The sequence below is a fragment of the Nocardioides sp. NPDC051685 genome (assembly GCF_044453405.1).
Lineage (GTDB): Bacteria > Actinomycetota > Actinomycetes > Propionibacteriales > Nocardioidaceae > Nocardioides.
In genome coordinates, this window is the sequence record NZ_JBITCR010000004.1 from 486,525 (window position 1) to 511,083 (window position 24,559).

General features: G+C 70.1%; 23 protein-coding genes. 3 read left to right on the forward strand and 20 right to left on the reverse strand.

All coding sequences use genetic code 11. The annotated features are described in order from the left end of the window. Positions 1-3: 3 nt before the first annotated feature. From ACIA03_RS15095 to glyA, 6 genes are read right to left on the reverse strand one after another with little or no spacing between them, the layout of a single operon-like run. Positions 4-1,377 (reverse strand): L-serine ammonia-lyase, encoded by a 1,374-nt coding sequence (locus ACIA03_RS15095; protein WP_396983751.1) that lies wholly within the window; start codon positions 1,375-1,377, stop codon positions 4-6. Continuing rightward, the gene (locus ACIA03_RS15100; protein ID WP_396983753.1) at positions 1,377-2,009 is read right to left on the reverse strand and encodes a sarcosine oxidase subunit gamma; all 633 of its coding nucleotides are present in this window, start codon (positions 2,007-2,009) and stop codon (positions 1,377-1,379) included. Before ACIA03_RS15100 ends, ACIA03_RS15095 begins: the two co-directional genes overlap by 1 nt. After that, a complete protein-coding gene (locus tag ACIA03_RS15105; RefSeq protein WP_396983755.1) occupies positions 2,002-4,911 on the reverse strand; it encodes a sarcosine oxidase subunit alpha family protein in 2,910 nt (969 codons plus the stop codon). The genes ACIA03_RS15100 and ACIA03_RS15105 overlap by 8 nt, the downstream gene beginning before the upstream one ends. Next, positions 4,908-5,198, reverse strand: coding sequence for a sarcosine oxidase subunit delta (locus ACIA03_RS15110; protein WP_396983757.1), 291 nt, complete (start codon positions 5,196-5,198; stop codon positions 4,908-4,910). The genes ACIA03_RS15105 and ACIA03_RS15110 overlap by 4 nt, the downstream gene beginning before the upstream one ends. Positions 5,199-5,210: 12 nt before the next feature. Continuing rightward, entirely contained in the window at positions 5,211-6,428 is a 1,218-nt protein-coding gene (locus ACIA03_RS15115) for a sarcosine oxidase subunit beta family protein (protein WP_141795560.1), read from the reverse strand. Next, entirely contained in the window at positions 6,428-7,723 is a 1,296-nt protein-coding gene (gene glyA / locus ACIA03_RS15120; RefSeq protein ID WP_396983760.1) for a serine hydroxymethyltransferase, read from the reverse strand. Before glyA ends, ACIA03_RS15115 begins: the two co-directional genes overlap by 1 nt. 111 nt (positions 7,724-7,834) lie before the next feature. On the opposite strand from glyA, the gene ACIA03_RS15125 reads away from it, so the two are divergent. Continuing rightward, positions 7,835-8,512: a GntR family transcriptional regulator gene (locus ACIA03_RS15125; RefSeq protein ID WP_396983762.1), complete on the forward strand. Its 678-nt coding sequence runs from the start codon at positions 7,835-7,837 to the stop codon at positions 8,510-8,512. Positions 8,513-8,841: 329 nt separating this feature from the next. Here the strand turns inward: ACIA03_RS15125 and ACIA03_RS15130 are convergent, their stop codons facing one another. The 12 genes from ACIA03_RS15130 to mftA all read right to left on the reverse strand — a co-directional run bounded on the left by ACIA03_RS15130 (position 8,842) and on the right by mftA (position 20,941). After that, positions 8,842-9,453 carry a hypothetical protein gene (locus tag ACIA03_RS15130; protein ID WP_396983764.1) on the reverse strand — a complete coding sequence of 204 codons (612 nt, stop codon included), beginning with the start codon at positions 9,451-9,453 and terminating at the stop codon, positions 8,842-8,844. Positions 9,454-9,708: 255 nt separating this feature from the next. Further along, positions 9,709-10,821 (reverse strand): nucleotidyl transferase AbiEii/AbiGii toxin family protein, encoded by a 1,113-nt coding sequence (locus ACIA03_RS15135; protein ID WP_396983766.1) that lies wholly within the window; start codon positions 10,819-10,821, stop codon positions 9,709-9,711. After that, entirely contained in the window at positions 10,818-11,489 is a 672-nt protein-coding gene (locus ACIA03_RS15140) for a type IV toxin-antitoxin system AbiEi family antitoxin domain-containing protein (RefSeq protein ID WP_396983768.1), read from the reverse strand. Before ACIA03_RS15140 ends, ACIA03_RS15135 begins: the two co-directional genes overlap by 4 nt. 165 nt (positions 11,490-11,654) lie before the next feature. Beyond that, positions 11,655-14,144, reverse strand: a complete 2,490-nt coding sequence (locus ACIA03_RS15145) for an FAD-dependent oxidoreductase (protein ID WP_396983770.1) — start codon at positions 14,142-14,144, stop codon at positions 11,655-11,657. 40 nt (positions 14,145-14,184) lie between these two features. Further along, positions 14,185-15,087 carry a formyltetrahydrofolate deformylase gene (gene purU, locus ACIA03_RS15150; RefSeq protein ID WP_396983772.1) on the reverse strand — a complete coding sequence of 301 codons (903 nt, stop codon included), beginning with the start codon at positions 15,085-15,087 and terminating at the stop codon, positions 14,185-14,187. Positions 15,088-15,193: 106 nt separating this feature from the next. Beyond that, on the reverse strand, positions 15,194-16,603 hold the full coding sequence (mftF, locus tag ACIA03_RS15155) for a mycofactocin biosynthesis glycosyltransferase MftF (RefSeq protein ID WP_396983774.1): 1,410 nt from the start codon (positions 16,601-16,603) through the stop codon (positions 15,194-15,196). Next, positions 16,600-17,394 carry a mycofactocin-coupled SDR family oxidoreductase gene (locus ACIA03_RS15160; protein ID WP_396983776.1) on the reverse strand — a complete coding sequence of 265 codons (795 nt, stop codon included), beginning with the start codon at positions 17,392-17,394 and terminating at the stop codon, positions 16,600-16,602. The genes mftF and ACIA03_RS15160 overlap by 4 nt, the downstream gene beginning before the upstream one ends. Further along, on the reverse strand, positions 17,391-18,062 hold the full coding sequence (mftE, locus tag ACIA03_RS15165) for a mycofactocin biosynthesis peptidyl-dipeptidase MftE (protein ID WP_396983778.1): 672 nt from the start codon (positions 18,060-18,062) through the stop codon (positions 17,391-17,393). The genes ACIA03_RS15160 and mftE overlap by 4 nt, the downstream gene beginning before the upstream one ends. After that, positions 18,059-19,309 (reverse strand): pre-mycofactocin synthase MftD, encoded by a 1,251-nt coding sequence (mftD, locus tag ACIA03_RS15170; RefSeq protein ID WP_396983781.1) that lies wholly within the window; start codon positions 19,307-19,309, stop codon positions 18,059-18,061. The genes mftE and mftD overlap by 4 nt, the downstream gene beginning before the upstream one ends. Before the next feature lie 28 nt (positions 19,310-19,337). Next, entirely contained in the window at positions 19,338-20,549 is a 1,212-nt protein-coding gene (mftC, locus tag ACIA03_RS15175; protein WP_396983783.1) for a mycofactocin radical SAM maturase, read from the reverse strand. A gap of 12 nt (positions 20,550-20,561) precedes the next feature. Continuing rightward, positions 20,562-20,834: a mycofactocin biosynthesis chaperone MftB gene (gene mftB / locus ACIA03_RS15180; RefSeq protein ID WP_396983785.1), complete on the reverse strand. Its 273-nt coding sequence runs from the start codon at positions 20,832-20,834 to the stop codon at positions 20,562-20,564. A gap of 8 nt (positions 20,835-20,842) precedes the next feature. Then, a complete protein-coding gene (gene mftA / locus ACIA03_RS15185; RefSeq protein ID WP_396983787.1) occupies positions 20,843-20,941 on the reverse strand; it encodes a mycofactocin precursor MftA in 99 nt (32 codons plus the stop codon). A gap of 125 nt (positions 20,942-21,066) precedes the next feature. On the opposite strand from mftA, the gene mftR reads away from it, so the two are divergent. Beyond that, the gene (gene mftR / locus ACIA03_RS15190; RefSeq protein WP_396983789.1) at positions 21,067-21,678 is read left to right on the forward strand and encodes a mycofactocin system transcriptional regulator; all 612 of its coding nucleotides are present in this window, start codon (positions 21,067-21,069) and stop codon (positions 21,676-21,678) included. A gap of 14 nt (positions 21,679-21,692) precedes the next feature. Here the strand turns inward: mftR and ACIA03_RS15195 are convergent, their stop codons facing one another. Continuing rightward, positions 21,693-22,469 (reverse strand): IclR family transcriptional regulator, encoded by a 777-nt coding sequence (locus tag ACIA03_RS15195; RefSeq protein ID WP_396983791.1) that lies wholly within the window; start codon positions 22,467-22,469, stop codon positions 21,693-21,695. 201 nt (positions 22,470-22,670) lie between these two features. On the opposite strand from ACIA03_RS15195, the gene ACIA03_RS15200 reads away from it, so the two are divergent. Further along, positions 22,671-23,708, forward strand: coding sequence for an LLM class flavin-dependent oxidoreductase (locus ACIA03_RS15200; RefSeq protein WP_396983793.1), 1,038 nt, complete (start codon positions 22,671-22,673; stop codon positions 23,706-23,708). A gap of 42 nt (positions 23,709-23,750) precedes the next feature. Here the strand turns inward: ACIA03_RS15200 and ACIA03_RS15205 are convergent, their stop codons facing one another. Next, the gene (locus ACIA03_RS15205; RefSeq protein ID WP_396983795.1) at positions 23,751-24,539 is read right to left on the reverse strand and encodes an alpha/beta fold hydrolase; all 789 of its coding nucleotides are present in this window, start codon (positions 24,537-24,539) and stop codon (positions 23,751-23,753) included. Positions 24,540-24,559 lie beyond the last annotated feature (20 nt).

Here is a 24,559-nt window from a genome sequence, read left to right on the forward strand (position 1 = left end):
ACGTCAGCATTCGATGACGTTGACAGCAAGGCCTCCGCGGGAGGTCTCCTTGTACTTGATCTTCATGTCGGCCCCGGTCTCGCGCATGGTCTTGATCGCGGCGTCGAGGGAGACCCGGTGGCTGCCGTCGCCGCGGGCGGCGATGCGGGCGGCGTTGATGGCCTTGTTGCTGGCGATGGCGTTGCGCTCGATGCACGGGATCTGCACCAGGCCACCGACGGGGTCGCAGGTGAGCCCGAGGTTGTGCTCGATGCCGATCTCGGCTGCGTTCTCCACCTGCTCCGGGGTGCCTCCGAGCACCTCGCACAGCGCGCCGGCGGCCATCGCGCAGGCCGAGCCGACCTCTCCCTGGCAGCCGACCTCGGCACCGGAGATCGACGCGTTGATCTTGAACAGGATCCCGACCGCGGCGGCGGCGAGGAGGAACCTCACGATCCCGTCCTCGTCGGCGCTGGGCACGAACTTCTCGTAGTAGTGGAGCACGGCCGGGACGATGCCCGCGGCGCCGTTGGTCGGGGCGGTGACGATCCGCCCGCCCGAGGCGTTCTCCTCGTTGACGGCCAGCGCGAAGAGGTTGACCCAGTCCATCGCCCGGAGCGGGTCGGTCTCGTCGGTGACCGAGTGGAGGTGGGCGTACAGGCCAGGGGCGCGACGGGGCACCTTCAGCCCGCCGGGGAGCGTGGGCTCGACGCGGGTGCAGCCGTTGTGCACGCACTCCTGCATGACCGACCAGATGTGCAGCAGCTCGGCGCGCACCTCCTCCTCCGTACGCCACGCCAGCTCGTTGGCCATCATGACGTCGCTGATCCGCTTGCCCGACTCGGCGCAGACCGCGAGCAGCTCCGCGCCGGTGGTGAAGGGGTACGGGATGGGGGTCGCGTCCTCGACGATCCGGTCGGCACCGGCCGCGTCCTCGTCCACGACGAAGCCACCGCCGACCGAGTAGTAGGTGCTCTCCTGGAGCACCTCGGCGGACGCGCCGAAGGCCCGGAAGGTCATCCCGTTCGGGTGCGCGGGGAGGGTCTTCGTTCGATGCATGACCACGTCGTCGGCGTCGAACTCGATGTCGCGGGCAGCGGCGAGCCTGAGCCGCCGGGTGGCCCGGACCTCGGCCACCCGGGCGTCGGCGTTGTCCGTGTCGACCGTCTCGGGACGGTTGCCCTCGAGGCCGAGGACGACCGCCTTGTCGGAGCCGTGGCCGTGGCCGGTGGCGCCGAGCGAGCCGAACAGCTCCACCTCGACGCGGGCGACGGCGTCCAGCAGGGAGCCGGCCTTCAGGGCGTCGGTGAACTGCACCGCCGCCCGCATCGGACCGACCGTGTGGGAGGACGACGGTCCGATGCCGACCGAGAACATGTCGAACACGCTCAGCGCCATCAGCCGGATCCCAACACCTTGAACTCGGCCATGGCGTCGATCAGCCAGCGGCCCAGGTAGTCGGCGAACGAGGCCCGCGGAAGGACCCGGAAGGAGTCGGTGTCGACCTTCCAGAGCAGCACCGGGACACGCCCGATGTTGGTGGCGACCGCGGTGCCGGTGGCGAAGGCCCTCGGGTGGAGGTCGAGCGGGCAGCCCTTCTCGAGGACCGCCTGCGCCGAGGGACCTTCGAGCCGAAGGGTGGTGCGGTTGGCCGACAGGTCGACGACCGCGGCACCCCCTTCGGAGACGCCCGCGCGCAGGTAGGACACCAGGGTGGAGCCGGCCACGCGCTGCGAGATGACCAGGTATTCGTCGGGCGAGAGCCACAGGACGACCACGTCGTGGCCCGTGGCGACCTCACCGCACCGGCCGGGGAGCTCGGCGCCGAGGATCTTGGCCAGGCGGGCCCGGTCGGGCGAGCCGGCCGGCACCCGCAGGCCCACCATGGTCAGGAACTGCTCCTCGCGCACCCGCACCCCGAAGGCTCCGGTGACGCCGGCGTCGACGAAGGCGCCGTGGAGGTGGTGGGCCGGGCTGACGCGCAGATCCGAGATCTTCTTGTCGAGCGGCTCGATCGTGGTCTCAACCATCGCGGCGGCTTCCTTCCGGGTCGTAGAGGACGGTTTCAGCGACGACGACGTCGACCAGTCGGTCCCCGACCGGCGCGACGAGGGTCTGGCCGATGCGGTTGCGGCCATCCTTGATGAGTGCCAGCGCGAACGAACGTCCGAGCGCGGCGCTGTGGTAGCTCGAGGTCACGTGCCCGAGCATCGGCACCGGCCCCTCGGCAGGGGTGATCGGCGTACCGGCCTCGACCAGCTGGGTGCCCTCGGGCAGCCTGAAGGACTTGTCGACGGGCAGCACCGAGACGAGGTGCTTGCGGTCGGTGCGGGAGGTGTCGGCCCGCTGGTAGGACCGCTTGCCGACGAAGTCCTTCGCCTTGGAGATGATCCACTCCATGCCGGCGTCCTGGGGCGTGACCGTGCCGTCGGTGTCCTGACCGACGATCGGGTAGCCCTTCTCGGCGCGGAGCACGTGCATGGTCTCGGTGCCGTAGGGGGTGATGTCCCATTCCTGGCCGGCGGCGTGGATCTCCTCCCACACCCTTTGGCCGAACCAGGTCTCGACGTTGACCTCGAAGGCGAGCTCTCCGGAGAACGAGATCCGGCACACCCGCGCCGGGATGCCCGAGGCGAGCGTCGTCTCCCGGAAGGTCATGAACGGGAACGCGTCGTTGCTGACGTCGAGCTCCGGGGCGATCTTGGCGATCACCTCGCGAGACCTCGGGCCGACGACGGCGACGGTGGCCCACTGCTCGGTGACCGAGGTGAAGCTGACGTCCAGGGTCGGCCACTCGGTCTGGTGCCACTCCTCGAGCCAGTCGAGGACCTTGGCGGCGCCGCCGGTGGTCGTCGTCATGAAGTAGCGGCCCTCGTCGATGCGGAGGGTGACGCCGTCGTCGAACATCATCCCGTCAGGGGTGCACATCACGCCGTAGCGGGCGGATCCGGGGGCGAGCTTCTTGAAGGCGTTGGTGTAGATCCGGTTGAGGAACTCACCGGCATCGCTCCCCCACACCTCGATCTTGCCCAGGGTGGTCGCGTCCATCATGCCGACGGACTCGCGGACCGCGGCACACTCGCGGAGCACGGCCTCGTCGAGCGACTCGCCGTCCTGCGGGTAGTACCAGGGCCGCAGCCACTGCCCCACGATCTCCATCTCGGCGCCCTGCGCGACGTGCCAGGGGTGGATCGAGGTCAGCCTGGCCGGGTCGAACAGGTCGCCCCGTTCGCGGCCGGCGAGCGCGACGAACGGGATCGGAGCGTACGGCGCCCGGTACGTCGTCGTGCCGATCTCTCCGGGGCTGCGACCGTCGTTGAGGGCGGCCGCGATGACCCCGATGGCGTTGACGCCGGAGGTCTTGCCCTGGTCGTTGGCGGTGCTGATCGAGGTGTAGCGCTTGATGTGCTCGACGCTGCGCATGCCGGCTCCGGTCGCCCGCAGTACGTCATGCACCGTCTGGTCGCGCTGGAAGTCGACGAAGTGGTCGACCAGATCGTCCAGCGGGACGCCGCCCTCGGCGGCGAGCCACAGGCTGCGGGTCGTACCGTTGCCGGTGGCCGCGGGGAGCGGCTCGGCCGGCGCCTCGGCCTCGCTGATGAGGCCGGTGGCGAGGAGCGCCGTCGCTGCTGCGTACCGGCCCTCGGCGAGGCACGCGTCGAGGGTGTAGCTGCCGCGGGCCGACCCCACGATCTGCTGGCCGGCCACCTCCCCGTCGGGGACGAACCCGGCCAGGTCCTCGTTCCAGCGGACCTTGCCCTGCCGCTGGCTGTGCAGGTGGACCACGGGGCTCCAGCCTCCGGCGACGGCGACGACGTCGCAGGCGATCTCTCGCCGCTCGCCGACCGCGGCGCCGTCGGCGTCGATGGCCGACACGGTCGCCGAGGTGACCCGCGGGTCACCGTCGGTGTCGAGGACGGCGGAGCCGAGGACGACCTCGATGCCGGACTCCTCGGCGCGGCGGGCGGTCTCGGACCGCTCGGCGCGAGCGTCGACGACGGCCGCCACGGCGATTCCGGCAGCGGCCAGGTCGGCGGCGACCTCGTAGGCGCTGTCGTTGGTCGTCGCGAGCAGCACGTTGGAGCCGGCGGCCACGCCGTAGCGGTTCAGGTAGGTGCGGACCGCGGAGGCGAGCATCACGCCCGGGCGGTCGTTGTTGGCGAAGACGAGGGGGCGCTCGTGCGCACCGGTGGCGACGACGACCTGCTGGGCGCGGATGTGCCACAGGCGCTGTCGCGACAGGCCGGTGAGCGCCTTCTTGGCGGACGCGTCGAGGTGGTCCAGCCGGCTCTCGAGCGCGATCACGTAGTTGGCGTCATAGCTGCCGAAGGCGTTGGTCCGGGTGAGGACCGTGACCTCCGGGGCGGCCGCGAGCTCCCCGGCGACGTCGCGCAGCCAGGTGTCGCTGTCCACGCCGTCGACGCTCAGGTCGCGGGCGGAGAGCAGCGACCCACCGAGCTCGGGCTGGTCGTCGATCAGGATCACGCGGGCGCCGGAGGCGGCGGCGGTGCGCGCCGCGGCCAGCCCGGTCGGGCCGGCACCGATGACGAGCAGGTCGGTGTGGACGTACTTCTTGTCGTAGACCGCGGTGTCGTCGGCTGGGTCGAGCTCGCCGAGGCCGCTGAGGTAGTCGGCCTCGAGGCCGTCGACGAGCTCGACCGTCGTGGCCGGGAGCATCGACTCGGTGACCGAGTCGCCGGGGCGCCTCAGCTTGACCAGCGCGTTGGGCTCCTCGAGCCCGGCGGCGAGTACGCCACGGGGGCGCTGCCGGTAGAGCGAGGGTCCGCACTCGAGCACGCCGTTGGCGATCAGCGCGGAGGCGAGGGTGTCACCGGCGTGGCCGGCGTACGCCTGGCCGTCGACGCTGAACGCGAGACGGGTCGATCGGTCGATGCGGCCGCCGTCGGTGAGGCGGTGCGACGTCGTGCTCACTGCGGGCCTCCTTCCAGGGTGGGGCGCGGTTCGCCGTTCCGGTAGACGGCGGCGATGCGGTAGGTGACGGTGTCGCGAAGGACGTTGAACCACTTGCGGCAGCCGGAGCTGTGGACCCAGCGCTCGGCGAAGATGCCCTTGGTGTTCTCGCGGTAGAACAGGTAGCGACCCCACTCCTCGTCGCTGAGGGCGTTCGGGTCCTCCGGGTAGGGGACGTGGGCCTGACCGCCGTAGTGGAACTCGGTCTCGTCGCGGGGCCCGCAGTCGGGGCAGCTGATGAGGATCATCGTCGGCTCCTTTCAGTGGGCCACGGCGGCTGCGCCGTGCTCGTCGATGAGGGCACCGGTGCTGAATCGCTCCAGCGCGAACGGTGCGTTGTACTCGTGGGGCTCGTCGTGGGCGATCGTGTGCGCCATCGTCCAGCCTGCGCCCGGGGTGCCCTTGAAGCCGCCGGTGCCCCAGCCGCAGTTCACGTAGAGCTGGTCGATCGGCGTCTTGCTCACGACCGGGGAGGCGTCCGGGGTGACGTCGACGATGCCGCCCCAGGTCCGGAGCAGGTGCGCGCGGGCGAAGATCGGGAACAGCTCGACGGCGGCCGCCATCTGCTCCTCGATCACGTGGAACCCGCCGCGCTGCCCGTAGCCGTTGTACGCATCGACACCCGCGCCCATGACCAGCTCGCCCTTGTGGGCCTGGGAGACGTAGACGTGGACGTGGTTCGACATCACCACGGTCGGGTGGACGGGCTGGTGGAGCTCGGAGACGAGCGCCTGGAGCGGGTGCGACTGGATCGGCAGGTCGAAGCCGGCCATCTCGGCGAGGACGCTGGAGTGCCCGGCCGCACACAGCGCGACCTTCCCGGCCGCGATCGTGCCGCGGCTGGTCTGCACACCGACCACCCGGTTGCCGTCCTTGACGATGCCGGTGACCTCGCAGTCCTGGATCAGGTCGACACCGAGCTCGTCGGCCTTGCGGGCGAACGCCCAGGCGACGTGGTCGTGCTTGGCGATGCCCGCTCGGGGCTGGTAGGTCGCGCCGAGGACCGGGTAGCGGATGTTGTCGCTGGTGTTGATGATCGGGCAGACCTCCTTCACCTGGTCCGCGTCGAGCCACTCGGCATCGATCCCGTTGAGACGGTTGGCCTCGCAGCGCCGCACCGAGTCGCGTACGTCCTGGAGCGTGTGGGCCAGGTTGAGCACGCCGCGCTGGCTGAAGAGGAAGTCGTAGTCGAGCTCGTCGGGGAGCACCTCCCACTGCTTGAGGGAGTGCTCGTAGATCGCCGCCGACTCGTCCCAGAGGTAGTTGGACCGGATGATCGTCGTGTTCCGCGCCATATTGCCGCCGGCGAGCCAGCCGCGCTCGAGAACCGCGACGTTCGTGATGCCGTGGTTCTTCGCCAGGTAGTAGGCCGTCGCCAGGCCGTGCCCGCCGCCGCCGATGATGACGACGTCGTAGGACGACTTGGGCTCCGGGTTGCGCCAGAGGAAGTCGGGGTGCTCGGGCAGCAGGTCTGCCATCACTCGGCTCCGTTCGACTCGAGGAGGTGGGGGTAGAGCGGGTGCTTCTCGGCGAGGTTCGTGACCCGCGCACGCAGCGCGTCGGCCGTCTCCTCGGTGAAGTCGTCCTTCAGAGCGGCCGCGATGATGTCGGCCACCTCGCTGAAGTCGGTGTCGCCGAAGCCGCGGGTGGCGAGGGCCGGCGTGCCGATCCGCAGGCCGGAGGAGACCATCGGCGGACGCGGGTCGAACGGGACCGCGTTGCGGTTGACCGTGATGCCGATGCGGTGGAGCCGGTCCTCGCCGTCCTGGCCGTTGAGCTCGGAGTCGCGCAGGTCGACCAGCACCAGGTGGACGTCCGTGCCGCCGCTGACCACGGAGACACCGGCGGCCGCGACGTCGGCGGCGAGCAGCCGCTCGGCGATGATGCGGGCACCCCGCAGCGTACGCTCCTGGCGCTCGCGGAACTCGGGCTCAGCGGCGACCTTGAAAGCGACCGCCTTGCCGGCGATGACGTGCTCGAGCGGCCCGCCCTGCTGGCCGGGGAAGACCGAGGAGTTGATCTTCTTGGCGATGGCGGGGTCGTTGGTGAGGATGACGCCGCCGCGCGGGCCGCCGAGGGTCTTGTGGGTCGTCGAGGTGACGACGTCGGCGAAGGGCACCGGGTTCGGGTGGAGGCCGGTCGCGACCAGGCCGGCGAAGTGGGCCATGTCGACCATGAGGCGGGCGCCGACCAGGTCGGCGATCCGGCGGAACTCGGCGAAGTCGAGCTGGCGGGGGTAGGCGGACCAGCCGGCGACGATCAGCTTGGGCCGGTGCTCGAGGGCCAGGCGCTCGACCTCGGCCATGTCGATCAGGAAGTCCTCGCGGGAGACCTCGTACGGCACGACCTGGTAGAGGCGGCCGGAGAAGTTGATCTTCATGCCGTGGGTGAGGTGGCCGCCGTGGGCCAGCGAGAGGCCGAGGATCGTGTCGCCGGGCTCGAGCAGGGCGAACATCGCGGCGGCGTTGGCCTGGGCACCCGAGTGCGGCTGCACGTTGGCGTACTCCGCGGAGAAGAGCGCCTTGAGACGGTCGATGGCGAGCTGCTCGATGACGTCGACGTGCTCGCAGCCGCCGTAGTAGCGACGGCCGGGATAGCCCTCCGCGTACTTGTTGGTCAGGACCGATCCCTGAGCCTCCATGACGGCAGCGGGAGCGAAGTTCTCCGAGGCGATCATCTCCAGCGTCGTCTGCTGGCGGCTCAGCTCGGCGTCGATCTGCTCGCGGACCTCGGGATCGAGGTCCGCGAGCGAGGCGGTCAAGACGTCAACCACGATGAACTCCCAAACTCTTGAAGTACGATTGATATATCAGTTCCGGATCACCAGTATGCTTGGTGGCGAAGACACCTGTCAACGGTCCAGACCAGAAAGCGGTGACATCGAATGACCGACCTTCAGACGCCCGCCCGGCCGACGGTCGGCGCGCCGCCGACCTCACTGGCGTACGCCGCCTACGAGCGCATCCGGGACCGGCTGATCATGCTCGACATCAGGCCGGGCGAGCCGATCAACGACGGCAGGCTCGCGGAGTCCCTCGGCTTCGGCCGCACCCCCGTGCGCGAGGCCCTCAAGCGCCTGGAGACCGATCATCTGGTCGTCTCCTACCCGCGCCGGGGCACGTTCGCGACGGCCGTCGACGTCACCGAGCTGGGCGCGATCTCCGACCTGCGCCAGCAGCTCGAGCCGTTCGCCGCCGGCCGCGCGGCGACAGCCGCGACCGACAGCATGCGGGCCGAGCTGCGCGCCATGGCCGCGAGGGTTCGCGCGCTCGACGGGTCGGGCGACGACCGGCCCACGCTGATGCGCCTCGACATGTCGGTGCACCGGCTGATCTACCGCGCGACCGGCAACAAGCACCTCGAGGACGTGCTGATCAGGTACGACAACCTGGCCACCCGGATCTGGTGCCTGGTCGTCGACAAGCTCCCCGACCTGGCCTCCCACATCGCCGAGCACGCCCCGCTCCTGGAGGCGATCGCCGACGGCGACGCCGAGCGCGCCGAGCGCCTGACCCGCGAGCACATCGACAGCTTCGCCATGGAGATCCGCCGCGTCCTCTGACCGCAGGATTCTCGCAGGGCTCGAACCACGGATCGCCCATCCGCACCCGAGCGCCTTGGCCTCATCCAAGCGCGAGACCGCACTCGTCGTTGGTTCGACAACACGATCACCGGCTCGCGGGCCAGCCGCGGATCAAGCACCCGCTCGACCGAGACGAACGTGCATCGAACGTCGACCAGTGCGATCGGCGTACGCCGCGCTGCCGCTACCTCTCCTCGACCCGGAGAGCTGGTCGCCCGCCCTGCGCGCCGGCTTCCGGTCGAGAGTGGTGTCCCAGAGATAGGTGACCGCTGTGGATTGAGACACCTGCCGGGTGGGTGTCTAGGCCGTCACCGCTTCTTCACCTGCAGCGTGGCGAACACGTCGTTCGCCAACTTCGCGCACTTCTGCTCTGAGTAGAACTCGCCCCGACACTCGATGACCGTCTTGATGCCCGCGGCCTCGTTCCCGCCCTTGCGCATGACAACTCCGATGTACTCCCACCGCCAGGTGAGGATCTTGTTGGGGTTCTTCTTCAGCCCGGACTTGTGGCCCGAGACGATGACGTCGTAGACCACACCGTCTTTCGTGATCGACGGCTCCTGAGACAACGGGCCCCAACCCTCCTGGATCTCCAAGGCGATCTTGGCGACCTCACGACGCATGTAGTCGACGTCAAGGTCATTGCCCTCGGCGTGCGGGTCGTAGCTGTGGATCTCCAGACTGACGGTCGCCTTGCTCTTACGACGGTCGGGATCACTGTCGTCATAGACAAGGGCCGCACTCTTGGAAATCCTTTCGTCCAAGGCTCCTGCCGGCATCACCGCCATGTCCTCGCCCTCCGGCACCGCAGTCCACCCCTTGCCCGGCAGCCTGACCGCGGCTGACTTGTAGGACAACGAGGTCAGCGCCGGCCAGACGTCGGGCGTGGGCGACCCCGACGGCGCCCGAGAACAGGGCACCGACCAGGAGAGGCATCCCTCCTCGGACGGACTACTCGACGGGCTGCTCGTCGGTTCAGCCTTACCGACCGAGGCACCCTCGCCCCCTTGGCATGCCGTCGCAAACAAGGAGAGCGCGACGATCGTCGCTACACGCCAGAACCTGAACTCGGTCACCCGATTGACCCCTTCACAAGCACTCATGTAAGTAAAGCCGATTCAATCCGGGCCCGAGCTGGGGGTCAAGAACCGGCTGGCACCGAGCCGGCCCGGCGTCTAGATCTCGTCCGGCCGGCCGCCGGCGCCGCGTGCAGCTCGCCAGTGTTTCCGTACCGGCCAGCCGGCTCGGGTGTGGTGGCGTACGTAGACGTCTCCCCCACCTGCGATGTCCTCGGCGACGGCTGCCTCGGTCGCTGAGACCTCGTCGGGCGGGGTCCATCCGGCGCCGGGCACCCACACCGCGGCCGTCGCGTCGGTCGTGCTGGTCAGAGCCGGGTCGACGAGCTGGCCGACGTACGCCTCTGCCTCGGCCAGGTCGACGCCGCGAGCTTCGGGGACCTCAGCGGCGAGCTTGGGGAAGGTGGTGGCCCACTCGGTGGGGATCTCGAACTTGTCGAACGGGTCGATCTGGCTCATGGTCCGCTTGGTCGCGATCGCTGCGCGCAGCTCGTCGAGGTCGACCTTCTGGGTGCGTGCGAGCACGACCAGGTCGACCAGGTCCTTGACCCGGCTCGAGCGGCGGCCGCCGGGGTAGTTGGTGTCCATGGTCGCGCAGACCTTGTCAGCGATCTGGTCGGCGACCGGGTAGAGCCGGTAGGGGTGGGTGATCAGCGTCCGGCGCAGGTGCAGTCGGTTCGCCGGCTCGACGATCTCGGGCTCGCCGACTGGGGCCGGGCCGACGACCAGGTCGACCTGCACGGTGTCGATCTGGGTCTCTGGAGTGTATTCGTCGCCGGTGTCAATGCAGGCGAAGACGTAGCGCCTGGTGGCTACGCCGGGCTGGTTCTCCCCCAGGCCCGTCGAGGTGCTGCGGATCAGTCGGAAGGTGAGGTGGTCATCGAGGTCGACCGCGACGGCACGAGACAGGGCGGCTTCGGCCTCGGCGAGATCGCTGGCGCGCTCGGAGGCCAGGTCCATGTCCTTGGTGGATCGAGACTGCGGCACCCGGGCGAGCATGCTCATCCCGCCCTTGAGCATCCACTCCGACTGCTCCCCGTCGACGAAGACCCGGGAGAGGAACCGGTCGAAGCGAGCCTGTCGGATCTGGGAGGCCACCGTCGCCGCGCCGACCTTCGGCCCGGCCTCTCGGGCCGCCTTCTTGGCGGCTTCCTTCATGGCGAGCTCGAGGGATCGCCAGTCGCGGTATCCCTCGCTGGCGTCCTTGCTCATGCGGCCCATCCCTCGGGTGCGTCTCCGGCGAGCTCGAACAGCACCTGGGCCAGGGACCGACCATCGCCGTCGCCGACGCCGCGGCGCTGCTGGGCACGGGCAACAGGATCGAGGTAGTCGACGAGTCGATCGGGAGCGACCAGCCGCCCGGAGAAGACGGCGTCGCGTACGACGGCGGCGACCAGGGAGAGATCGGTCCACTGCTCGACCAGGTCGGCGATGGTCCGCTCGATGGTGAGCACGGGCAGGCCGTTGACGGGCATGACCTCCTCGCGGGTCAGCTGCCGGACCCGCAGCCGTACCTCGGGCAGCCGGGTGCCCTTGCGGGCCGGGACCATGAAGTCGAAGCTCTCGAGGAAGAAGTCCCCGAGGCCGTGTACGACGGTCGCGGTGACGCCGGCGGTCACCAGTGCGGCGACACCGGCCTCGGTGCGTGGCGTCGTGGCGCCGCCGAGCGCGAGCCAGGTCGCGTAGATCGCCTCATGCTCCTGAGACGGTGCGCCGGCCATGCGATAGACGCCTTGGGCGACCCGCTCGATCGCGCCGGCGTCGGCCATGCGCGCCAGCTGCTGGCGGGAAATGCCAGCCGCGGTGGCCTGAGCTGTCGTGAGCAGACCCCACTGCCGCTCGGCAATGGCACCCAGGGCCACCAGCGTCGCATTAGTCATGACAACAATTGTAATCCAACAGGCGACAAATGTTGTACGAGAGATTCGAGTGCGGCTAGCGCGACAGCATTTGTCATGAGGACAGAGACAAATGTTGCCCTCGTTGCGGCCGATGCGAGATCGGGCGCCGGCCATCTGGCCGGCGCCCGATCTCGACCCCACAGCTCAGCCGCGCAGGCGGCTCATGCTCGGGTCGAAGAGCGGCTCCGGGGTGACCGTCGCCGCGATCCGCTGGCCGAAGTACTCGATCTCGACCTGGTCGCCCTCGCCGATCTCCGCCGGCAGGTAGGCGTAGGCGATCGGCTTGCCGATCGTGAACCCGTACGCCGCACTGGTGACGTATCCGACCGCGGTCTCGCCCGACAGCACGGGCTCCTTGCCGAGCACCATGGACTTGCCGTCGTCGATGGTGAGGCAGCGCAGCCGGCGGGCCGAGGTCTCCACCGAGCGACCCTCGAGGGCCGCCTTGCCGACGAAGTCCTCCTTGGCGGACTTCACCGCGAACCCGACGCCCGCCTCGTACGGGTCGTGCTCGGTGGTCATGTCGGCGCCCCAGGACCGGTAGCCCTTCTCCAGGCGGAGCGCGCCGAACGCGGCCCGGCCGGCGGCGACGACACCGTGCTCCTGGCCGGCCTCCCACAGGACGTCCCACAGCTTCTGGCCGTTCTCGGCGGAGGCGTAGATCTCCCAGCCGAGCTCGCCGACGTAGGACAGGCGCAGGGCCGTGACGGGGATCCCGCCGATGGTGGCCCGCTTGCCGCGGAAGTACTTCAGACCGTCGTTGGTGAAGTCGTCGTCGCTGACCTTGCCGATCAGGTCCCGGGCCAGCGGACCCCACAGGCCGATGCAGCAGGTGCCACCGGTGATGTCGCGGACGTGGGCGGCGAGCGCGGGGTTCTCGGCGCGCAGCTTGCGGGCCTCCCTCCGCAGGTACGCCAGGTCGACGGTGCCGTTGGCACCGACCTGGTAGACCTCGTCCTCGAGACGGGCGACGGTGATGTCGCTCTTGATCCCGCCCTGCTCGTCGAGGAACAGGGTGTAGGTCACCGCACCGGGCTTCTTGCTCACGTCACCGGTGGTGAGCCGCTGCAGCAGCGTCTCGGCGCCAGGACCGGAGACCTCGAGGCGGCGCAGCGGCGTCATGTCGTACATGGCGACCGCGGTGCGAGTCTTCCACGCCTCGACGGCCGCGATCGGCGAGTAGTAGCGGGCCGACCAGTCGTCACGGGTCGGCGACTTCCACTCCTCGGGCAGCTGGTCCAGCAGGGCGGCGTTGGCCTCGTACCAGTGCGGCCGCTCCCAGGTGCCGGCCTCGAGGAAGAAGGCGCCGAGCTCGACCTGGCGGGCGTGGAACGGGCTGACCCGGATGTCGCGCGGCGACTCCTTGGGCTGCAGCGGGTGCAGGATGTCGTAGATCTCGACGAAGTTCTGCTGCGAGGTCTCGCTGACGTACGCCGGGGCCAGCTGCGTCTCCTCGAACCGATTGAGCTCGAGGTCGGCGAGGTCGTACTCGGACCGTCCGGTGGTCAGCACCTCGGCCACCGCCCGGGCGACGCCGGCGGAGTGGGTGACCCAGACGGCCTCGGCCACCCAGAAGCCGTCGAGGTCACGGGACTCACCGACGAGCGAGCCGCCGTCGGGCGTGAACGAGAAGATGCCGTTGAACGACGACTCCGCGATCTCCGCCTCCTGCAGGCACGGGAGCAGCTTGCGGCACTCGTCCCACGGGCCTGCGAAGTCCTCGGGCGTGAAGTCGAGCCTGGAGGGCATGTTGTCGTGGTCGACGTGCTCCGGGGTCGGGCCGAGATCGGAGGCGACGTACGGCATCGGCTTGTGGGCGTAGGAGCCGATCCCGTAGCCCTCGCCCCACTCGCGGAAGTAGAGGTCCTGGTCCTGGTGGCGCAGGATCGGCAGGGTCGCGCCGTCGGGCGCTTCGTGCTTGCCGGCCAGGACCGGGACGGGCGTGGTCTTGACGAACTGGTGGGCCAGCGGGAGGAGCGGCACGTCGGTGCCCGCCATCTTCCCCACCTCGACACCCCAGAAGCCGGCGCAGGAGACGACGATGTCGGCCTCGACGACACCGTTCGTGGTCTCCACGCCGGTGACGTGGCCGCCCTCCTGGAGGACCCCGGTCACCGCCGTGTGCCCGAGGTAGGTGACACCGGCCGCCTGCGTACGCTCGATGAGCAGGTCGACGGCACGCGCCGCCCGGGCCAGCCCATCGGTGGGGATGTGCAGGCCCGCGAGGACCTGCGACTCGTCGATGTGCGGGTAGAGGTCCTTGCACTCGGCGGGGCCGATCACCCGGGCATCGATGCCCCAGGACTTCGCGTAGCCGAGCTTGCGGTAGAGCTCGGCGACCCGGGCCTCGGTTGTCGCGACCTCGAGGCCACCGACCTGGTTGAAGCAGTTCAGGCCGTCCTTCTCCAGGCCCATGAACTTCTCCACGGTGTACTTGGCGAACAGAGTCATCGTCTTCGAGGGGTTGATCTGGAAGACGAGACCGGGGGCGTGCGAGGTCGAGCCGCCGGGCAGGCTGAGCGGACCCTGTTCGATGACCGTGATGTCGGACCACCCGCGGGACACGAGTTCGTCCGCGAGGTTCGTGCCGACGATGCCGGCGCCGATGATGACCGTGCGGGGCGAGGACGTCATGAGCAACTCCTGAGCTTTTCGGGTGGTTCGGGGTGGGTGGTCAGCGGAACACGACGGTGCTGGAACCGTGCATGAGGACGCGGTGCTCGCAGTGCCAGCGAACGGCACGCGAGAGCGCGAGGCACTCGGCGTCCTGCCCGACATGGGCCAGGGCCTGCGGGGTGTAGGTGTGGTCGACCCGGTTGACCTCCTGCTCGATGATCGGGCCCTCATCGAGATCGGCGGTGACGTAGTGAGCGGTGGCACCGACGAGCTTCACGCCGCGGGCGTGCGCCTGGTGGTAGGGCTTGGCACCCTTGAAGCCGGGCAGGAACGAGTGGTGGATGTTGATCGCGCGTCCCTCGAGCTGGCGGCAGAGGTCGTCGGACAGGATCTGCATGTAGCGGGCGAGCACGACCAGGTCGATGTCGTACTCCTCGACCAGGTCGAGCATGCGCTGCTCGGCCTGCGGCTTCGTCTCCGGCGCGATCGGGATGTGGATGAACTCCAGCCCCGCCGCCTCCGCCATCGGCCGGAGGTCCTCGTGGTTGGAGGCGACGACGGCGATCTCGGCGCCCAGGGTCCCGCCGCGCCACCGGAAGATGAGGTCGTTGAGGCAGTGGCCGAACTTGGAGACCATCACCAGCAGCCGCGGCTTGCGCTCGTCGTGGAAGGTGAACGACATGTCGAACCGGTCCGCGATCGGCCCGAACGCGGCCGTGAGCTCATCGACGTCCGCCCCGTCGGCAGCAGCGAACTCGGTGCGGAGGAAGAACAGCTGCCCCATCCGGTCGTCGTGCTGCTGGTGCTCGAGGATGTCGAAGCCGCGGTCGTACAGGAAGCTCGTGACCGCCTGCATGATCCCCGGGCGCTCCTGACAGGAGAGCGTGAGCACGTTGGTCGTCGCTGTCGGAACGGTCGCCACGGACGCAACAGCGGTCGAGCTTGGCGGACTGATGGTCATGCTGGGCTCCTGAATGCCGGTAATGATACACAACTCATATATCAGAATGATCGTAGAACGGCCCTCAGAGCGCCGTCAAGGGTTTCGGTACGTCCGGAACAGGCGGCTACGTCCGCGCCGAGGATGCCCGGCGCACGATGCGCGGGGTGAGGCACCGCACGGATCCGGCGCGCGCGGCGCCGACCCAGAGGCCGGTCCCGTACGCGAGGTCGTCCAGGCGGCGGCCGAGCAGGGTCGCCGGTCGGACGTCGGTCTCCCGGAACGCGACGGCGGTGTCGACGACGAGCGCAGCCAGCACCATGCGGCGTGCGGTGCGGCTGGGCAGGCAGGCGACCAGCGTGAGCGGCCACCAGTGGCGCAGCAGGAGGGCCGACTCCTGGCGCAGCGACCAGCCGAGTCCTCGAGCGGCGAGCCGGATCGCGAGGCCGGTGCGGCCGGGTACGTCCGGGAGCGCCGCGTCGACGGCACGACTCCCCCAGACCAGCGAGGCGAGTGCCGCGGGTGCCGACCACCAGCGGCCGGCGAGGATCGCGGCCCCGGCCGCGGCCATGGCCGGGGAGAGGATGGCCGGGGCGATCGCGTCCCCGTGGCGGCGGCCGAGCTCGGCGCCGCCGGTGCCGTAGACGAGCTTGCGGCCGAGCCAGCCGCGGACGGTGCCGCGGACCTCGTGCAGCGCTTCGAGATCGGGCTGATAGCGGACGACGTAACCGGCCTCGACCAGTCGCCAGACCAGGTCGACGTCCTCGCCGACGCGCAGGTCGCGGGCGAAGCCACCGACCTCCCTGAGCGTGGTCGTCCGGGCGACCAGGCAGGCCGACGGCAGCCAGCCGACGGCCGCGCCGGGACGCACCGAGCAGGCCCTCGTGCCGAGCGACAGCGAGGAGGCGGCCACGTCGTGGCGTTCGAACCAGGACGGCCGAGCCTTGTCGGTGTACCCCCGGACCAGCGGTCCCGCCAGCGCGACCCGGGGGTCGGCGAGGTGGCCGGCGAGCTGCGTGAGCATCTTCGGGTCGGCGGCGACGTCGGAGTCGACGAAGGCGACGTAAGGGGTGGTGACCCGGGCGAGGCCGGCGTTGCGGGCGCCGGCGGGTCCGCGGTTGTCGGCCAGCGCGAGGAGGGTGGCGCTGCGGCGGCGTACGACCTCCGCGACAGCGGCCGGGTCGCGGGAGGCGTCGTCGACGACGATGACGCTCAGACCATCGAGGGCGGCCAGGCAGCGGTCGAGGTGCTCGGGTCGGTCGTGGGCCGGGACGATGACGGTGAGCTCGGCCGGGTCGACGGGCGTCAGGTCCTCGGGGTCGGCGAGGTTGCCGTCGAGCAGACGACGGGCGATGAGGTCGGTGGCGGTGTCGCCGACCCGCACCTGCCTTCCGTTCACATGGGCGGAGGCGGCCGGCGTGAGGCGCATGGATCGAAGCGGGGAGCCGCCGACCAGCGACAACCCTCCGTCGGGCATCGGGAGGAGGCGTACGTCATCGCGTACCCGCACCGTGAATCCGTCGGACAGCAGCGTCATCCGCCGAAGCCTCCGTCGGCGGCGACGTCCGAGCCGTTGAGCACCGCCCCGGCACGGGAGCAGGCGTGGACGACGGTGGCGGCGACCTCCTCGGGGGTGAGCGGCCGGCGCAGGAGCTGGTGGTCGGCGAGGTCGCCCGGAGTGACCGAATAGAGGTCCGCGGTCGCGGCCAGCATCGCGGTGTCGGTGGAGCCGGGTGAGACGGCGCAGGCGGTGACGCCGGTCCCGGCGAGGTCGGCGGCCAGGCCCTTCACCAGACCGACCACGGCATGCTTCGCGGCGTTGTAGGCGGCGAGATGGAACAGGCCGCGCGAGCCTGCCGCAGAGGCGAGCGCGACGAACCGGCACCCGCCGGGGTCGGGTCCGGCGAGCATCGCAGGAACGGCCGCGGCGGCGGTGTTCCAGACCCCGGCGACGTCGATCTGCCATTGCAGGTCGAGCGAGTCGTCCTCCCACAGCGGGCGTCCTCCGGCGATCACCGCGGCGGCCGCGACGGCGATGTCGAGCCGTCCCCACCTTTCGGTCGCGGCACCGACCGCAGCGGTGAGCGCCGCCGGGTCACGTACGTCACCCACGACCGGTTCCACCCACCCGGCCGGGAGCGAGGCGACGAGGGTGTCCAGGTCGGCCTTCGTGGCCTGGGGGTAGCCGGCCGGTGAGTCCTCACCCGCACACCAGTCGAGCGCGACGACGCGTACGCCCTCGGCCACCAGGCCCCGCACGGTGGCCGCGCCGATCCCGCGGGCCGCGCCGGTCACCAGCGCGACCCGGGCCGCCGCCTGGGTGCTCATCGCGCCACGGCACCGATCCGGAGGCGGTCGTAGGCGCCGCTGACCATCGCCTCGAGGATGCGTTTGCCCTGCTCGGCGCTCGCGCCGGTCGGGTCACCGAGAACGCCGTTGGCCGAGACGGCCTCGACCCCGCCTGCCCGCATGGCCGGCAGCAGCTCGGCGATCGGGCGGGTGTTGCCCGGGACGGCCTGCCGCAGACGTACCCGTTCGGGGGCCAGATGCAGCATGAGTGAGGTCTCGGTGCGGCCGGCGTGCGGATCCGCATCAGTGACCTGACAGGGCACCCACGACACTTCTCGCCCCTCGGCGCGAAGGAGCGTGACGGCGGCCCCGACCGCGTCCAGGTTGCCGCCGTGACCGTTGACCAGGACGACCCGGGAGGCCCAGGTGGTCAGCGAGCGGCCGAGCTCGACGATCACGGTCGTCAAGGCGTCGGTCCCGATCGAGATGGTCCCGGGAAACGACTGGTGTTCCCCGCTGGCGCCGACCGGTATCGCCGGGGCGACGGAGGCGCCGACGAGCGGAGCGAGCTCGTCGGCCACCGCGGTCGCGATCACCGTGTCGACATCGAGAGGCAGGTGGGGGCCGTGCTGCTCGGTGGAGCCCATCGGAACCAGGACCGTGCCGCCCGGCACGATCTCGGACCAGGGACGGTCGACGAGGCTCACGGCCGGTCCGATGGTTGACCCGATCGTTGGCCGAGGGCGAGCTCGAAGCCGTCGGGGATCACCAGGTCCTCCGGGCTGAGGTCGTGGACGGAGGCCTTGCCCATGCCGAGGACCGCGGAGTCGAGGCCGCCCTTGAGGATGTCGAGGACGTTCTCGACGCCGGCCTGGCCGTTGGCGCCCAGGCCCCACAGGTAGGCCCGCCCGATCATCACCGCACGCGCGCCGAGAGCGAGCGCCTTGGCGACGTCGGAGCCGCGGCGTACGCCGCCGTCGAGGAGCACCTCGATCTGGTCGCCCACCGCGGCGGCGATCGGGGGCAGCACCCGGATGGTGGCCGGGGTGCCGTCGAGGTTGTTGCCGCCGTGGTTGGAGACCGAGATCGCGTCCACGCCCGCGTCGACCGCACGCAGCGCGTCGTCGACCCGGCAGACACCCTTCAGCATGAAGGGCTTTCCACGCGTGATCTCCTTCCAGGTCGCCGCCATCCAGGCCACGTCGTCCCAGGACGGCGGCGGCGTGGTCATCCACTCGTAGTAGGCACCGAAGAACGTGGGCGGCTCCCCCAGGCTGCCGTCGTCGGCGATCGGCGCCAGGTTGGGCGCGGTCAGGTCCGGGATGCCGCCGCTGCGGGCGTACGCCGCCAGCCACTTCCCCCGGCTCATCACCTGCGGTGCGAACCGGAGCATCGCGGACAGATCGACCTTCTCCGGGATCTCCGGGCTGCCCCAGTCACGTCCCATGGAGAAGGACCAGTCCAGGGTGGCGATCAGCGCCTTCGCGCCGGCGGCGTGGGCCCGGCGCATCCGGCGGATCATCACCTCGCGGTCACCGGTCCAGTACATCTGGAAGAACGTCGCCGGGTTGGCCTCGACGACCTCCTCGACCGCCTTGGAGGCGAAGTTCGACAGCCCCATCACGGTCCCCCGGGCCGCCGCCGCCCGCGCGACCGCGACCTCGCCGTCGGGATGGACGGCCTGTACGCCGGTGGGCGAGATGATCACCGGGAACCCGATCTCCTGGCCCAGCACCGACGTCGACAGCTCACGCTTGTCGTGATGGCCGGCCACGTGCGGCGCGAGCCCGAGGTCGGCGAAGGCCTGCTGGTTGTCCGCGATCGTCTGGCCTCGCTCCGAGCCGGCCAGCAACGCCGCGTAGACCGGCTTCGGCAGCCGCTTGCGGGCACGCTCCTGCGCCACCGCGACGGACTCGAACCACGGGTTCTGCTTCCAGGGGTTCTTCCAGGGCATCTCTGTTTCTCGCTTCTGCTCGTCGGGGTCAGTTGGGGGCGAAGCCGGCCAGGGGCGACTCGGCGCACGCGCTCACCGGCGGAACCAGCTCGGCGTCGGGGCGGCGTCGGGAGAGCGTGAGCAGCACCGGCGCGTTACGGCTGGGAGCGCTGCGGGAGTGGTCCTGGCTGACCGCCGGGATCGTCCGCGCACCGGCGAGGGCGGACTCGCCGTATCCCTGGACGCACTCGGGGTCGGGCCCGTCCAGCGGCAGGCCGGTGAAGAACTTCGCGGCCATGCAGCCACCGCGGCAGGAGTCGTAGTGGGCGCAGCCCGAGCAGGCGCCACCGGTCTGCGGCTCACGCAGCTCGGCGAAGAGGCTCGACCGCTTCCAGATGTTGTCGAAGCCACCGTCGGTCAGCACGTTGCCGGCCAGGAACTGGTCGTGGATCGCGAACGGACAGGCATAGACGTCGCCCACGGGGTCGATCAGGCACACCACCCGCCCGGCGCCGCACAGGTTCAGACCCGGCAACGCGCCGCTGCCGTCCTCCGGGCCGAAGGCGGCCAGGTGGAAGAAGGAGTCCCCGGTCAGCACGTTGTCGCCGTTGGCGACAAGCCACTCGTAGAGCTCCCGCTGCTGCTCAGGAAGCGGATGGAGCTCGTCCCAGACATCCGCACCGCGACCGGACGGACGCAGCCGGGTCAGCCGCAGCGTCGCGCCGAACCGGTCGGCGATCGCCTTGAACTCGTCGAGCTGACCGATGTTCTCCCGGGTGCAGACCACGCTCAGCTTGGCGTCCCGGAACCCCGCCTCGTGCAGGTTGCGCAGCGCGGTGATCGCGGTGTCGTACGACCCCGTCCCCCGCACCCGGTCGTTGACCTCGGCCGTGGCGCCGTCCAGCGAGATCTGGACATCCACGTAGTCGCTCGCGGCCAGCCACCGCGCCCGTTCGGGGGTGAGCCGGACGCCGTTGGTCGAGAACTTCACCCCGACGTCGTGGGCGACGGCATATTCGACCAGGTGCCAGAAGTCGGGACGTACGGTCGGCTCCCCGCCGCCGATGTTCACGTAGAACACCTGCATCCGCTGCAGCTCGTCGATCACCGCCTCACACTGCTCGGTGCTCAGCTCACGCGGGTCGCGCCGGCCGCTGCTCGACAGGCAGTGCGCACACTCCAGGTTGCACGCGTAGGTCAGCTCCCAGGTCAGGCAGATCGGCGCATCCAGGCCGAGCTCGAAGTGCTCCACCAGCTTCATCGTCTCGCTCCTCTACTCAGCAGGTCGGATCATGTCGGTCCGGGCCAGGCCGGAGAGCGCAGCGACGTACGCAGCGTGCTGGCCCTCCGGCACCCCGGACGCCACGAGCGCACCGCGCACGTCCGGGTGCGACCCCAGGGCGCGCACGACCGCCACCATCTCGGGACGCTTGAGGAAGGTCAGCTTCCGGTTCCCGAAGTGGTAGGCCAGCGCCCCGAACGGCTCGGGACGCAGCGCGACCGACGGCGACAGCACCCACGCGCTGTCCAGGCTCACCGCAGTCATGGTCGGGCTCAGTAGACGCCGCACATGCCGTCGATCGAGACCTCCTCGATCAACGACTCCTCGGTCAGGGCCTCGTCCACGACCTGGGTGGTCTCCTCAGGGTTCATGACATTCTCCTTCATTCCGATCCGAAGTGACCCACAACACATTAATGACACTCGGGGTCAAAAAGATAGAGGGACGCCGGAACGAACCACTCTTTTGCCGAAGCGCTGCTGGTAGATTGCGACGGATGCCGACCACTCCCGCCCACGCGAAGCCGCGCAGCTCGCTCCGCGGCCGCCCGGCGGCGACGTCGCACGCGGAGATCGAGCAGGCCGCCTTCCGGCTCTTCGTGACCAGGGGCTTCGAGGCGACCACCCTCGACGACATCGGCGAGGCGATCGGGGTCGGCAGGCGCACCATCACCCGCTACTACCCCTCCAAAAACGACATCCCCTGGGGACAGTTCGACCGCACCCTCGACGGCTTCCGCGAGATCCTGCGCGCCATGCCCGCCGACCTCCCGCTCCACGAGGCGGTCCACCGCGGCGTACTCGCCTTCAACGACTTCCCCACCGACGCCAGCCCCAGCCACCGCGACCGGATGCGCCTGATCCTGACCACCCCGGCACTCCAGGCCCACTCCGTGCTCCGCTACGCGAGCTGGCGCGAGGTCATCGCGGAGTACGTCGCCGAGCGCACCGGCACGCGCCCGGGCGACCTCCTCCCCCAGACCGTCGGCCAGGTCGCCCTCGCCCTCGCGCTGACCTCCTACCAGGCCTGGCTCGCCGACGAGCACGCCTCGCTCCACGACCTGCTCGACGCCACGATGGCCCACCTGCGCTCCTACCTCGCAGCCTGACGCCCACGAGCTGATCAGTTGAGCAGCGTCGAGCGAGACAACCGTCCCGAGGTCGCCAGCAGCGCCCGGGCCAGCTTCGGAACGTCGGCACGGAACGTCGGCACGACGATGGAGAGCGCACCAACCAGGAACTCGCTGTTGCTGAAGATCGGCACGCTCACCGAGCAGTAGCCCTGGACGACCTCCTCTGTCTCCGTCGCGTAGTGGTTGACCCGGACTCGCTTCAGCTGCTCGACGAGCAGGCCGGGAGCGACGATGGTCGACGGCGTCAACCGGACGAGCTCGCTGGTGAGCACCTCTTCTACGAAGGACGCCGGCGAGTAGGCCAAGATGGCCCTGCCTCCCGACGTGCAGTACAGCGGCACCCGCCGTGCGATTCGCGAGGGCTTCGCCGCCTCGGGTCCGCTGGCGATCTTCTCCAGACAGAGCAGGTCAAGACCGTCAGGGACGTACAGCAGCACCACCTCCTTGGTGGTGAAGTGCAGACTCTCCATGAACGGCCGGGCGGCGTCGCGGAGCACCCGGAACCGTGGCACCCGAGAGCCGAGCTCGAAGGCGCGCATCCCGAGGCGGTACTCCTGCCCGGATCGCTCGAGCATGCCCCAGTCGAGCAGCTCTTGGGCGAGCCGGTGCACGGACGCCTTGGAGATACCGGTACGCCTGGACAGCTCGGTCAAGGAGAGATGAACGTCGTCCAGAGCGAAGGCCTCGAGGATGAGGCGGGTCTTCCCGAGGACGCTGTTGGCGCCTTGACCGAGTCCGTCGCCATACCGCCGGGGCTGGGTCGCCATCCTGAGCCGTCCCCTCTTGACTGGCGCGCCCACTCGCACGCTCAGTACGGTCCTCACCGGAACCTCGACCAGTGTACGCATGGCGATCAGGTCGACGATGTTCCGGTGAGCGATCCAACGGACGCGCCACGCGGCCGTCCTCGCACCTACGGTCCGCACTGTACGTCCCGGTCTCGGGTGTCCGCACGAAGGAGCGTCCTCATGGAGAATCGGCTTCGGATCGGCGTCCGAGTGCCTCCCTGCCGTCCCGCCCACGAGCTCGGTGAGTTCGCCGCCGAGGTCGAGAAGGCCGGCTTCGACACGATGTACGTGCCGGACTCCCAGACGCTGTGGCGCGACTCCTTCATCTCCCTCTTCGCTGCGGCGCTGCGCACCTCCCGGCTGCAGCTCGCGACGGCGGTGTCGAACGTGGCGACCCGGCACCCCAGCGTGGTGGCCGGTCTCGCGCGCAGCATCGACGAGGTGGCTCCGGGCCGCTTCGTACTGGGCCTGGGGGTAGGACACAGCTCGGTGGAGCCGATCGGGCTTGCGCCGAGCACGGGAGCCGAGCTGCGTGCGGGTGTCGACCAGATCCGGCGCCTCGTGCGTGGCGAGGAGGTCCGTTACGGCGACGCCGTTGCCCTGATGCGCGATCCGCGGCCGGGCGGCGTACCGATCCACGTCGCAGCGACCGGTCCGCGCAACCTGCGGCTCGCGGGCGAGATCGCCGACGGCATCATCATGCTCTCCGGTGTCGCCCCCGAGCCCCTCGCCCACGCTGTCGCAGCCATCAGGGAGGGCGCGGAAACGGCCGGGCGGCGGTTCGAAGACCTCGACATCACCGTCTCGGCCCACACCATGGTGACCGATGACATCGAGCGCGACGCCCGGATCATCAAGCCGATCGCGGCCGCGATCGCGCAACGGGGAGGCGCCCGGGCTCTCGCTGCCGCCGGGCTCGAGCTCTCGGTCCCGGCCCACGTCCCCGAGGTGGTGCCAGACCTGGTCCACGCCGAGGACTGGGACCACGCGGTCGAAGTGTGCTCGCGCTGGATCAGTGACCAGGACGCGGTCGCGTTCGCGCAGGCGTTCGGGCTGTTCGGGACGCCGGCCGAGATCGTCGACCGCATCCGCAGCACCCAGGAGCTGGGCGTCACCGGGATCTTCTTCCAGCACGTCGGCTCCTGGAACCTGCCCGAGGACTTGGTCACCGCTGCCGGTGCCGGGGTGATTCCCCTGCTGGCCGAGACGCTTACGTGACCCGAGCAGGGGCGCCGCCGGCCGTACGCGGGACCTCCTGGTTCAGCGCGTCTTGTCGAGGAACTCGCCCACGACCGCGGCGAAGCCCGACGGGTCGTGGTCGACCGACGGCACCCCTACGCCCGGCAGGGTGGCTGACTCGGCGCTGGCGAGCAGATCGAGGTGGCGCGGCACGTCGGGCAGTGAGAAGTCGTCGAGCTCTCCGCACACGACGAGGGTTGGGGCCTCCACGGACCCGATGCGGTCCTCCATCCGATAGGCGTTGACCGCCTCGTGCCCCTCCTCGACCCGCTCCCCCACTCGTACGGCGTCAGCCATCAGGCGATGGCGCAGATCGGGCCGGTCGGCCGGGTAGAACGGCGCGCGCTTGGCCCAGAGCAGGGCGTAGTGGCTGCCGTCGTCGGAGATCGGCACCCCGTCGATGGCAGGGCGCTGCAAGACCCGCTCCCGGCGCGGACCATCGACGAAGGGGACACCGGACAGCACCAGTGCCCGCACCTGGCGTGGATGCCGGGCGGCAACCTCCATCCCGACCACGCCACCGGTGTGATGTCCGACGACGGCGTAGTCGTCGAGCCCGAGCGCGTCGACGAGGTCTTCGACCCCGTCGGCGAACAGCTCGATCGACCAGCGGGCGGCCGGGACGTCGGAGGATCCGAAGCCGAGGGTGTCAGGCGCGATCACCCGATACCGATCGGACAGCAGCGGGATGACGTCGCGGTACTCGTCCCACGAGCGCGGCGTCTGGTGCAGCAGCAGGACGGCGGGGCCGGCGCCCTCCTCGACGTAGTGGATCTGGCCGTGACGGGTGTCGGCGTAGCTCTTGCGCATGATGTCCATTCTCGGGGGCC

Bases quoted from the DNA above. Each gene is read 5' to 3' on its own strand.
- mftC (WP_396983783.1), bottom strand. From the start codon at position 20,549: ATGAAGCTGGTGGAGCACTTCGAGCTCGGCCTGGATGCGCCGATCTGC.
- purU (WP_396983772.1), bottom strand. From the start codon at position 15,087: ATGACCATCAGTCCGCCAAGCTCGACCGCTGTTGCGTCCGTGGCGACC.
- ACIA03_RS15110 (WP_396983757.1), bottom strand. From the start codon at position 5,198: ATGATCCTCATCAGCTGCCCCGACTGCGGGCCCCGCGACGAGACCGAG.
- ACIA03_RS15095 (WP_396983751.1), bottom strand. From the start codon at position 1,377: ATGGCGCTGAGCGTGTTCGACATGTTCTCGGTCGGCATCGGACCGTCG.
- ACIA03_RS15195 (WP_396983791.1), bottom strand. From the start codon at position 22,469: ATGGCGACCCAGCCCCGGCGGTATGGCGACGGACTCGGTCAAGGCGCC.
- ACIA03_RS15135 (WP_396983766.1), bottom strand. From the start codon at position 10,821: ATGAGCAAGGACGCCAGCGAGGGATACCGCGACTGGCGATCCCTCGAG.
- ACIA03_RS15200 (WP_396983793.1), top strand. From the start codon at position 22,671: ATGGAGAATCGGCTTCGGATCGGCGTCCGAGTGCCTCCCTGCCGTCCC.
- ACIA03_RS15115 (WP_141795560.1), bottom strand. From the start codon at position 6,428: ATGGCAGACCTGCTGCCCGAGCACCCCGACTTCCTCTGGCGCAACCCG.
- ACIA03_RS15140 (WP_396983768.1), bottom strand. From the start codon at position 11,489: ATGACTAATGCGACGCTGGTGGCCCTGGGTGCCATTGCCGAGCGGCAG.
- ACIA03_RS15100 (WP_396983753.1), bottom strand. From the start codon at position 2,009: ATGGTTGAGACCACGATCGAGCCGCTCGACAAGAAGATCTCGGATCTG.
- ACIA03_RS15160 (WP_396983776.1), bottom strand. From the start codon at position 17,394: ATGAGCACCCAGGCGGCGGCCCGGGTCGCGCTGGTGACCGGCGCGGCC.
- mftF (WP_396983774.1), bottom strand. From the start codon at position 16,603: ATGACGCTGCTGTCCGACGGATTCACGGTGCGGGTACGCGATGACGTA.
- mftR (WP_396983789.1), top strand. From the start codon at position 21,067: ATGCCGACCACTCCCGCCCACGCGAAGCCGCGCAGCTCGCTCCGCGGC.
- mftA (WP_396983787.1), bottom strand. From the start codon at position 20,941: ATGAACCCTGAGGAGACCACCCAGGTCGTGGACGAGGCCCTGACCGAG.
- mftD (WP_396983781.1), bottom strand. From the start codon at position 19,309: ATGCCCTGGAAGAACCCCTGGAAGCAGAACCCGTGGTTCGAGTCCGTC.
- ACIA03_RS15125 (WP_396983762.1), top strand. From the start codon at position 7,835: ATGACCGACCTTCAGACGCCCGCCCGGCCGACGGTCGGCGCGCCGCCG.
- ACIA03_RS15205 (WP_396983795.1), bottom strand. From the start codon at position 24,539: ATGCGCAAGAGCTACGCCGACACCCGTCACGGCCAGATCCACTACGTC.
- ACIA03_RS15145 (WP_396983770.1), bottom strand. From the start codon at position 14,144: ATGACGTCCTCGCCCCGCACGGTCATCATCGGCGCCGGCATCGTCGGC.
- mftB (WP_396983785.1), bottom strand. From the start codon at position 20,834: ATGACTGCGGTGAGCCTGGACAGCGCGTGGGTGCTGTCGCCGTCGGTC.